Here is a 12,076-nt window from a genome sequence, read left to right as displayed (position 1 = left end):
GGGCACCGCCGACGCCGCCGACACGGCCGCCGCCGACACCGTGCGGGTGCGCGACCTCACCGGCGCGGGCGACGCCGGCATGCCGCTCGCGTACACCCTGGAGCTGAACGCCGCGACCCTCGACCACCCCGACGGCGCCCGGCTCACCGCGTCCTGGACCTGGTCCGGGCCGCTGCTCACCGAGGACGAGGTCCGTACGGTCGCCCGCCTGTGGTTCGAGGCGCTGCACGACCTCGCCGCCCTCGCCGACCGGCCCGGGGCCGGCGGCCTCACCCCCTCCGACCTGCCCCTGGTGAGCGTCGCGCAGCCGGAGATCGACCGGCTGGAGGACACCTTCGGCCGGCTCGTCGACGTCCTGCCGCTCTCCCCGCTCCAGCGCGGACTGCACTTCCACGGCCTGTTCGACACCGCCGCGCCGGACGTCTACACCGTCCAGTCGGCGCTCGACCTCGACGGCCCGCTGGACCCGCGCACGCTGCGCCGCTCGGTGCGCGCCCTGCTGGCCCGGCACGACAACCTGCGCGCCTGCTTCGTCACCGGTGCCGACGGCGAGCCCCTCCAGGTCGTCCCGGCACGGGCCGAACTGCCGTGGGAGGAGGTCGACCTGAGCCATCTCTCCGGCGCCGCGCTGGAGCAGGAACTGGAAGCGCTGCTGGCCGCCGACCGCGCCCGCCGCTTCGACCTCGACGCCCCGCCCCTGCTGCGCTGCACCCTGGTCAAGACCGGCGGGCAGCGGCACCGCTTCGTGCTGACCGTGCACCACATCGTGCTGGACGGCTGGTCCATGCCCCTGGTCATCGGCGAGCTGTTCGACCTGTACGCGCGCGGCGCCGACGCCTCCGGGCTGCCCGCGCCCGTGCCGTACCGGGACTTCCTCGGCTGGCTGGCGGCCCAGGACCGGCAGGCGTCCGAAGAGGCCTGGCGCACCGCCCTGGCCGGCCTCGACGAGCCCACGCTGCTCGCGGCCGAGGCCCAGGACCGCGACCCGGTCGCCCCCGAGCGGCTGCTCGTCGAACTGCCCGAGGACCTCGCCGCGCGGCTGGTGACGTGGGCACGGGAACGCGGACTGACCGTCAACACCCTGGTGCAGGGGGCGTGGGGCATGGTGCTCGGCGCGCTCACCGGGCGCACGGACGTGGTCTTCGGCGCCACCGTCTCCGGCCGTCCGCCGGAGCTGCCCGGAGTGGAGAGGATGGTCGGCCTGTTCATCAACACCCTGCCGGTGCGGATCACCATGCGGCGCGACGACTCCCTGCTCGGCCTGCTGTCCCGGCTGCAGACCCAGCAGTCCGGCCTGCTGGCCCACCAGCACCTGGGACTCGCCGACGTGCAGCGGCTCGCGGGGACGGGCGAACTCTTCGACACCGTGCTCGTGTTCGAGAACTACCCGGTGGACGTCGAGAACCTGGAGAGCTCCGCCCGGGACCTCGGCGTCGTCGACGCCCGGGTGCACGACGCCATGCACTACCCGCTCGCCCTGGGCGTGGCGCAGCGCGGCGACCGGATGACCGTGCAGTGGCAGTACCGCCCCGACCTGCTCACCCGGGCCGCCGTCGAGGCGATCGGTGAGCGCCTGCTGCACGTCCTGGAGACCTTCGTCACCGACCCCGCCCGTCCGCTGGCCGCCCTGGAACTCGTCTCGGCGGCCGAACGGGACGCCATGACCGCCCCCGGCCGCCCGGCCGGCGCCGCCGTCGAACCCGCCACGCTGCCCGCCCTGTTCGCCGCCCGGGTCGCCGGCGCCCCGCACGCCGTGGCCCTGGACGCACCCGGTCTGCGGCTGACGTACGCCGAACTGGACGAGCGGGCCAACCGCCTGGCCCGGCTGCTGGTCGCCCAGGGGGCCGGGCCGGAGCGCATCGTCGCCCTGGTCCTGGGGCGGTCGGTGGAGTCGGTCGTCGCCCAGCTCGCCGTGCTCAAGGCCGGCGCCGCCTTTCTGCCGGTGGACCCCGACTACCCGGCCGAGCGCATCGCGTTCATGTTCCGCGACGCCCGTCCCGGCGCCGTCCTGACCACCACCGCCCACCGCGCCTCGGTACCCGAGGACGCGGCGGCCCCGGTCACCGTCCTGGACGACCCGGAGGTCACCGCGCGGCTCGCCGCGCTGCCGGGTACTGCTCCGGCCGACGCCGACCGCCTCGCCCCGCTGCGCGTGGACCACCCGGCCTACGTCATCTACACCTCCGGCTCCACCGGAGTGCCCAAGGGCGTCGTCGTCACCCACCGCGGAATCGCCGACTTCGCCGCCGCCGAGCGCGAGCGCTTCGACGTCACCCCGGGCAGCCGCGTGCTGCAGTACGCCTCGCCGAGCTTCGACGCCTCGGTGATGGAACTGTGCATGTCGCTGCTGGCCGGCGCCACCCTGGTGGTGCCCGACCCAGGCCCGCTGGCCGGCGAGCCGCTCGCCGGGCTCCTCGCCGCCCGCGAGGTCACCCACCTGCAGATCCAGCCCGCCGTCCTCGCCACCGTCGCGCCCGGATCGGTACCCGGCGTGCGCAGCCTGGCCGTCGGCGGAGACACCGTCTCCGCCGAACTCGTCGACGCCTGGAGCCCGGGCCGGCGCTTCGTCGTCGCCTACGGCCCCACCGAGGCGACCATCGCCACCACGCTGTCCGAGCCGCTCGCCCCCGGCGGCGGCACACCGCCCATCGGCCGGGCGGTCCCCGGCAGCCGCACCTACGTGCTGGACTCCGCGCTGCGCCTGGCGCCGCCCGGTGTGCCCGGCGAGCTCTACCTCGCCGGCGGCTCGCTGGCCCGCGGCTACCTCGCCCGTCCCGCGCTCACCTCCGAGCGGTTCGTCGCCGACCCCTACGGGCCGCCCGGCGAGCGCATGTACCGCACGGGGGACGTGGTCCGCCGCCGTGCCGACGGCACCCTGGAGTTCGTCGGCCGCAACGACCAGCAGGTGAAGATCCGCGGGGTGCGCATCGAACTCGGCGAGATCCAGACCGTCCTGGCCCGCCACCCCGACGTGGACCGGGCCGTCGTCGTGGTCCACGAGGCCCCGCCCGGCACCAAGCGCCTGGTCGGCTACGTGGTCGCGGTCCCCGGCCGCCGGCCCGACCCGGACGCCCTGACCGCGTACATGGCCGCCGCGCTGCCCGCGCACATGGTGCCCGCCCTGTTCGTCCCGCTCGACGCCCTGCCGCTGACGGTCAACGGCAAGCTGGACCGCAAGGCGCTGCCCGAGCCGGAGACCGGCGGCGCCGAGCCGTCCCGCGAGCCGCTCAACGGGACGGAGGCGACGCTGTGCGCCCTGTTCGCCGACGTGCTCGGCGTCGAACGGGTCGACGTCGCCGAGAGCTTCTTCGCCGCCGGCGGCGACAGCATCAGCTCCATCCAGCTGGTCGGCCGCGCCCGCCGCGAAGGACTCCAGTTCAGCCCCCGCGACGTGTTCGTGCACCGCACCCCCGAGGCGCTGGCCGCACTGCTGCGGGAGCGGGAACAGCAGACCCCCGTCGCGGCGGAGAACGCGGAGAACGCGGAGAACGCGGAGAACGCGAAGAACGGGGACGGCGTCGGGGAGGTGCCGCTGACGCCGATCATCCACTGGATCCGCGAACGCGGCGGCTCCATCGACCGGTTCAACCAGACCATGTCGACCGAGCTGCCGCCGGGCACCGACGCCGCCGCCCTCACCACCGCCGTGCAGGCGGTGCTCGACCACCACGACGCGCTGCGGATGACGCTGTCCCGGCTCGGCGAGGACTTCGGCTGGTCGCTGAGCACGGCCGCGCCCGGCTCCGTGCGCGCCGAGGACTGCCTCCACCGGGTGGACGTCGCCGCCCTGCTCGCCGCGGGCACCGAGGAGGCGGAACTCGACGCGCGCGCCGCCGCCGAGATCACCGCCGCCCAGGAACGGCTGGACCCCGAGGCCGGGGCCATGGTGCGCTGCGTCTGGTTCGACGCGGGCCCCGACGCCCCGGGCCGGCTCACCGTCGTCGCCCACCACCTGGTCGTCGACGGGGTGTCCTGGCGGATCCTGCTGCCCGACCTGGACGCCGCGCTGGAGGCGGCGCGGGCCGGCCGGCCCGTGGTCCTGGAACCCGTCGGCACCTCCTTCCGCGGCTGGGCCCGGCAGCTGACCGAACTGGCCGCCGCACCGGAGCGGATGCGGGAACTGCCGCTGTGGCGCGGCATCCTGGAGGGCGGCGACCCGCTGCTCACCCCCCGCCCGCTGGACGCGGCACGGGACACCTTCGGCACCGCCGCGCGGCTGACCGTGCAGCTGCCGGCCGACCTCACCACACCGCTCCTCGGCCGGGTCCCCACCCTGTTCAACGCCGGGATCAACGACGTCCTGCTGACCGCGCTCGCCCTGGCCGTCACCGACTGGCGCCGGCGCACCGGACGCGGCTCGGGCACCGATGTGCTCGTCGACCTTGAGGGCCACGGACGTGAGGAGATCGCCGAGGGCGTGGACCTGTCCCGCACGGTGGGCTGGTTCACCAGCCTGCACCCGCTGCGGCTGGACGCAGGCGAGCCCTCCGCGCAGGTGTGGTCCGGCGGCGAGGCCGCCGGACGGGCGCTCAAGCAGGTCAAGGAGCAACTGCGCGCCCTGCCCGACCACGGCGTCGGCTACGGCCTGCTGCGCCACCTCAACCCGCAGACCGCGCAGGTCCTCTCCCGGTACGCGCCGCCCCAGATCGGCTTCAACTACCTGGGCCGGCTCGGCGCCGCCGACGACGGCACCGAGCCCGGAGTGGCGCACATCGACCGCGACCTGTCCGGTGTCGCCGAGGCCGCCATGCCGCTGCCGCACGCCCTGGACCTCACCGCCACCGCCGTCACCTACCCAGAGGGCCCCCGGCTGGTCGCCCACTGGATCTGGGCGGGCGAGCTGTTCACCGACGACGACGTGCGCGACCTGGCCGACGGCTGGTTCCGCGCCCTGAAGGCCCTGGCCGAACACGCCGAGCACGCCGAACGGGCCGGGACGGCCGGCGGGCTGACCCCCTCCGACCTCACCCTGGTCAGCCTCGGCCAGGACGAGATCGACCGGCTGGAATCCGCCCTGGACGGCCTGGCCGACGTCCTGCCGCTCTCCCCGCTCCAGGAGGGCCTGCTCTTCCACGGGCTCTACGACGAGCGCGGCGCCGACATCTACACCACGCTGTTCGCCTTCGACCTGCGCGGACCGCTGGAGGCGGACCGGCTGCGCCGCGCCGCCGAGGCCCTGCTGCGCCGGCACCCCAACCTGCGGGCGGCCTTCCGGCCCGGTGCCGCGGGCGAGTCCCTGCAGATCATCCCCCGGGCCGTCGCAGTGCCCTGGCGCGAGGTGGACCTCAGCGGCCTTCCGGAGGAGGAGCGCGCCCGCGAACTGCGGCGGCTGACCGAGGAGGCACCCGCCGAACGGTTCGACCCGCGTGTCCCGCCGCTGCTGCGCTTCACGCTGGTACGGACCGGGCCCGAGGACCACCGGGTGCTGCTGGCCAGCCATCACATCCTGTTCGACGGCTGGTCGGGGCCGGTCCTGTTCGGTGAGCTGTTCGAGCTGTACCGCAGCGGCGGGGACGACTCGGCGCTGCCGCCGGTGACGCCGTACAAGGAGTACCTGGCCTGGCTCGCCGGACAGGACCGGGCCGCCGCCGAGGACGCCTGGCGGCAGGCGCTGACCGGAGTGGACGAGCCCACTCTGGTGGCGCCCGTCGACCCGGCCCGCGGCCCGCTGCGGCCCCTCGTCCACGAGGTCCGGCTCCCGGCCCGCGGCACCACCGCCCTCACCGCGGCGGCCCGCCGGCACGGCGTCACCAAGAACACGGTGATCCAGGCCGCCTGGGGTCTGGTGCTGGCCGGGCTCACCGGCCGGGACGACGTCCTGTTCGGCGAGACCGTCAACGGCCGCCCCGCCGAACTGCCCGGCGTGGAGACCATGGTGGGCCTGTTCATCAACACGCTCCCGGTACGCGTGCGCCTCGAACGCGGGGACACGCTGCTGGACCTGGTCACCCGGCTCCAGGAGCAGCAGTTCGCGCTGCTGCCGCACAAGTACCTCGGGCTGACCGACATCCAGCGCCTGTGCGGAACCGCGGCGCTCTTCGACACCTCCACCGAGTTCGGCAACTACCCGGTCGACGCCGAACGGCTGGAGGAGACCGCCGAGGGGCTCGGCATCGTCGACGCGCGGATCGAGGACGGCACCCACTATCCGCTGGCGCTCGGCGCCTCCGACCACGGCACCACGGTCTCCCTGCGCCTCGACTACCGGCCCGACCTGTTCGACCACGGCACCGTCGAAGCGCTCGCGCAGCGGCTGCTGGCCGTGCTGGAGGCCTTCGGCGAGGACCCCGGGCGCCGGGTCGACTCCCTCGACGTGCTGACCGCGGCGGAACGGGACACCCTGCTGGTGCGGTGGAACGACACGGCGCACGCCGTGCCGCGCACGTCCGTGCCCGAGCTGTTCCGGGAACAGGCCCGGCGCACCCCCGACGCCCCGGCCGTCGTCTTCGGCGGCACATGCCTGGACTACCGCACCCTGGACGAGCGCTCCGACCGGCTCGCGGGCCGGCTGGCCGCGCGGGGCGTCGGCGCCGAGACGCCGGTGGCCGTCCTCATGGAGCGCTCGGCCGACCTGCCCGTGGCGCTGCTCGCGGTCCTCAAGGCGGGCGGGGCGTACGTCCCGCTGCGCACCGGCGACCCGGCGGCCCGGCTGCGCCACGTGGTGGCCGGCACCGGCGCCGCGGTCGTCGTCACCGACGGCGCCCTGGCCGAACGGGCGGCACAGCTCGGCGCCGTGGTGGTCGGCGCCCACGAGGACCTTCCCGCCGACCCGGCCCGGCCCCACGTCCTGCCGGACCAGCTCGCCTACGTCATGTACACCTCCGGATCGACCGGTGTGCCCAAGGGCGTGGAGATCACCCACCAGGACGTCGTGGACCTCGCCGCCGACCGGCGCTGGCGGGGCGGCGCGCACGCCCGGGTGCTCCTGCACTCGCCGACCGCGTTCGACGCCTCCACCTACGAGCTGTGGGTGCCCCTGCTGAACGGCGGCACGGTCGTCGTGGCCCCGCCCGCCGACCTGGACGTGGCCCGCCTGGGACGCCTGCTGACCGAGCACGACGTCACCGGGCTGTGGCTCACCGCCGGACTGTTCGGCCTGCTCGCCGAGGAGGCACCGGAGAGCCTGGCCGGGGTGCGGGAGGTCTGGACGGGCGGCGACGCGGTACCCGCGGCCGGCGTGCGCCGGGTGCGCGAGGCCTGCCCGGACACCGTCGTCGTGGACGGCTACGGGCCGACCGAGGCGACCACCTTCGCCCTGTCCCACGCCCTGGCCCCGGCGGACCCCGTCCCGGCCCGCATCCCGATCGGCCGGCCCCTGGACAACATGCGCGTGTACGTCCTGGACGCCGCGCTGCGCCCGGTCCCGGCGGGCGTCGTCGGCGAGCTGTACATCGGCGGCGCCGGCCTCGCCCGCGGGTACGGCGGACAGCCCGCGGCCACCGCCGCCCGGTTCGTGGCCGACCCGTTCGGCCCGGCCGGCTCCCGGCTGTACCGCACCGGCGACCTGGCCCGGTGGACCGGCGAGGGCGTGGTGGAGTTCACCGGCCGCGCCGACCAGCAGGTCAAGCTGCGCGGCTTCCGGATCGAGCCCGGCGAGATCGAGGACCGGCTCACCCGTCACCCGGCCGTCACCCGGGCCGCGGTCGTCGTCCGCGAGGACCGGCCGGGCGACAAGCGCCTGGTCGGCTACCTGGTCGCCGCCGAAGGCGTCGACACCGGGGAGCTGAAGCAGTACCTCGGCGCCGAACTGCCCGACTACATGGTCCCGTCGGCGCTGGTCGTCCTCGACGCGCTGCCGCTGACCGGCAACGGCAAGATCGACCGCAGGGCGCTGCCCGCGCCCGGCCCCGCCGCGGCCGCCGAGCACCGCGCCCCGCGCGACGAGCGGGAGAGGACGCTGTGCGACCTGTTCGCCGACGTCCTCGGCGTCGGGCGGATCGGCATCGACGACGGCTTCTTCGACCTCGGCGGCCACTCCTTGCTGGCCACCCGGCTGGTCAACCGGATCCGCGCCGCCCTCGGCGTCGAGATCCCGGTGCGCGCCGTCTTCGAGGCACCCACGGTCGCCGCGCTGGCCGTCCGGCTCTCCGACGCCGAGGACGCCCGGCAGCGCCCGGTCCCGGCCGAGCGTCCGGACCGCGTCCCGCTGTCGCACCAGCAGCGCAGGCTGTGGTTCATCGACTCGGTGGAGGACACCGCCGGGTTCTACAACATCCAGCTCGCCGTCCGGCTGCTCGGGGAGGTGGACGGGCGGGCCATGGCGGATGCGCTCGCCGACGTCGTCGGGCGGCACGAGAGCCTGCGCACGGTCTTCCCCGCCGACGGGGGCGTCCCGTACCAGCGGATCCTCGACGCCGCCGGCCACCGGCCCGTACTGGAGGAGGCCGACGTCACCGAGGAGGAGCTGGCGGACGCGCTCGGCGAACTGGCGCGCACGCCGTTCGACCTGTCCGCGGATCTGCCGCTGCGGGCCCGCCTGCTGCGGCTGTCGCCGCGCGAGCACGTGCTGGCGCTGGTGCTGCACCACATCGCGGCCGACGGCTCCTCGCTGGCCCCGCTCGCCCGCGACCTCGGGACCGCCTACGCGGCCCGCCGCGAGGGCCGGGCGCCGGAGTTCGACCGACTGCCGGTCCAGTACGCCGACTACGCCCTGTGGCAGCAGCGCGTGCTCGGCCGGGACGACGACCCGGACAGCCCGTTCGCACGGCAACTGGCGTACTGGCGCTCGGCCCTGGCCGGGCTGCCGGAGGAGCTGGAACTGCCCGCCGACCGGCCGCGTCCGGCGCGGCCCGACAACCGCGGCGGCCGGGTCCCGCTGCGCCTGCCCGACGAGGTCGCCGAGGGCGTGCACCGGCTGGCCGCGCGCAGCGGGGCGAGCACGTTCATGGTGCTGCACGCCGCCGTGGCCGCCCTGCTGCACCGGCTCGGCGCCGGAGAGGACATCCCCCTGGGCACGGTGGTCGCGGGCCGCGACGACGAGTCGCTGGAGGACCTGGTGGGCTTCTTCGTCAACACCCTGGTCCTGCGCACCGACCTGACCGGGGAGCCCACCTTCCGGGAACTGCTCGACCGGGTCCGGGCCGCCGACCTGGCCGCCTTCAGCCACCAGGACGTCCCCTTCGAACGGCTGGTGGACGAACTGGGCCCGACCCGGGTGCTCGGCCGCAACCCCCTGTTCCAGGTCGCCATCAGCCTGGAGAACAACGAGGAGGCGCGGCTGCAGCTGCCCGGCCTCGGCCTGGCGCCCCAGCCGACGTCGGCGGACATCGCCAAGTTCGACCTGTCCTTCTCCTTCGGCGAGGTGCCGCGGGAGACCGGACCCGCCGGAATCGGCGGCGAACTGGAGTACAACAGCGCCCTGTTCGACCGCGCCACGGCCGAGTCGCTGGCCGACCGGCTGGCCCGGCTGCTGACCGGCGCCGTGGCCGACCCGGACCGGTCGGTCGCCGCCCTCGACCTGCTCGCGCCGGGCGAGCACGCGCTGCTGCGCGAGGCCAACGACACCGCGGCCGACGCCCCGGACGGCACGATCGTGTCGCTGTTCGCCGAACGGGTGGCCGAGCGGCCCGACGCCCCGGCCGTCACCGACGGCCCGGTCCGCCTCGGCTACGCCGAACTCGACGCACGGGCCGACCGGCTCGCCCTGCGGCTCGCCGACGCGGGCGTCGTACCGGGAGACCGGGTGGCGATCCTCCAGGAGCGCTCGGCGGACCTGGTGGTGGCGACCCTCGCCGTCCTCAAGACCGGCGCGGCGTACGTGCCGTTGGACGCGCGCTATCCCGTCTCCCGGCTCGAACTCGTGATGGAGCGGACCGGCGCCCGGGTGCTGCTGACCGACCGGGCCCTGGCATCGGTGGAGTTCCGGCACACCGCCGAGGTGGTCGTCGTCGACGCCGAGGACCCGGCCCCGGCCGGCGACCGCACGCCGCCGCGCCCCCGCGTCCACCCCGGCGAGCTGGCGTACGTCATGTACACCTCCGGCTCGACGGGGCAGCCGAAGGGCATCGGGATCACGCACGCCAACGTCGTCGCGCTCGCCGCGGACGGCCGCTGGAGCGAGGGCCACGACCGGGTGCTGCTGCACTCGCCGCACGCCTTCGACGCCTCGACGTACGAGATCTGGGCCACCTTGCTGCGCGGCGGCGAGCTCGTCGTGGCGCCGCCCGGACAGCTGGACGCGGAAGGGCTGCGCGGGCTCACCGGGCCGGGCGGTGTCACGGCGGCCTTCATGACCACGGCCCTGTTCAACCTGCTCGCCGAGGAGGACCCGGGCTGCTTCGCACCGCTCGCCGAGATCTGGACCGGCGGGGAACAGGTGTCGCCGGCCGCGTTCCAACGCGTGCTGGACGCCTGCCCGGGGACCTCGGTGGTGCACGTCTACGGCCCCACCGAGACCACGGTCTTCGCCACCTGCCAGCCGCTGAACGCCCCGTACCGCGTCGGCCGCACGGTCCCGATCGGGCGCCCCATGGACAACACCCGCGCCCACGTCCTGGACGACCGGCTGCGCCCGGTGCCGCCCGGGGTACCGGGCGAGCTGTACCTGTCCGGCACGGGCACGGCCCGCGGCTACTTCGGTGAGCCGAGGCTGACCGCCGAACGCTTCGTGGCCGACCCGTACGGGGCGCCGGGGGAGCGGATGTACCGGACCGGTGACGTGGTGCGCTGGGACGCCGAGGGCCGTATCGAGTTCGTGGGCCGGGCCGACCACCAGGTCAAGATCCGCGGCCTGCGCATCGAACTCGGCGAGATCGAGGCGGCGCTGGAGGACCAGCCGCAGGTGTCGCGGAGTCTGGTGACCGTCCTGGAGGACCGGCCGGGCAGCAAGAAGCTGGTCGCCTACGTCGTCCCGGCGCCCGGCGCGGACACCGCCGGTCTGCGTGAGCGGCTGGCGCGGCGGCTGCCGGACTACATGGTCCCCTCCGCCGTGGTCACCCTGGCCGAGCTGCCGCTCACCGCGAACGGGAAGATCGACCGCAAGGCGCTGCCCGCCCCCGAGTTCGGCGCCTCGGCCGCCGGACGCGGACCGCGCAGCCCGCGCGAGGAGCTGATGTGCCGGCTGTGGGCCGAACTGCTCAAGCTCGACCGTGTCGGCATCGACGACAACTTCTTCGAACTGGGCGGCGACAGCATCGTCTCCCTCCAGCTCACCAGCCGGATCCGGGCCGTCTTCGGGGTGGAGCTGTCCAACCGGGCGGTCTTCCAGGCCCCCACCGTGGCCGCGCTGATGGACCTGCTGGACCAGGGCGACACCCGGGACGAGTCCTTCGACGTGGTCCTCCCGCTGCGCGTCGGGGGAGAGGCGCCCCCGCTGTTCTGCCTGCACCCGGTGGGCGGCGTCAGCTGGATGTACTCCGCTCTGATGCGCCACATCGACGGCGCCCATCCCCTGTACGGCATCCAGTCGCGGGGACTGGCCCGGGAGGAACCGCTGCCCGGCTCGGTGCCGGAGATGGCCGAGGACTACGCGCGCCGCATCCGCGAGGTCCAACCCCACGGCCCCTATCACCTGGCCGGCTGGTCCATGGGCGCGATCCTCGCCCACGAGGTGGCCGTCCGGCTCCAGCGGCAGGGGCAGCAGGTCGCGCTGCTCGCCAACCTCGACCAGGTGCCGATGACCGCCGAGGAACTGGACGGCGAGTACGTCGCCGCCGACGAGCAGAAGGTGCTGCTGGCCCTGCTGGACTTCGTGGGACGCGACGCCCGGATGTTCGGGGACGGCCCGCTGCGGCACGACGAGGTCATGGCCGTGCTGCGCGAGGAGGGCAGCGCCCTCGCGACCTTCGACGAGGAGCACATCCTGCGGATCGGCGCGGTCAACAACAACAACTGGGACCTGACGATCGGTTACGAACCCGGGGTCTTCGACGGGGATGTGCTGCTGATCGTCGCCACCCGGGAGGAGGACGGCCAGGGGGACAAGACCGAGCGCTCGGTGGCCAGGCTCAACCGCTTCGTCACCGGCACCGTGGAGGTCGGCGAGATCGACTGCGAGCACCGGCAGCTGCTGCAGGCCGGCCCCGTCGCCGAGGTCGGCCGCCTGCTGCAGGAACGGCTCCGCGCCGTCCGCGGCTGA

1 protein-coding gene (running past one end of the window) is annotated in these 12,076 nt (G+C 75.0%); it reads left to right on the top strand.

Going from position 1 to position 12,076, the window contains the following annotated elements:
• On the top strand, window positions 1-12,076 hold the 3' portion of the coding sequence (locus ACZ7L7_RS17490; RefSeq protein ID WP_472076365.1) for an amino acid adenylation domain-containing protein. Its footprint begins 2,774 nt before the window's first position; only the last 12,076 of its 14,850 coding nucleotides appear in the window; the start codon falls outside the window, past its left edge; the stop codon is at window positions 12,074-12,076.

Source organism: Streptomyces sp. NPDC110618, assembly GCF_055657065.1.
This window is presented reverse-complemented; position numbering and strand designations above follow the sequence as displayed.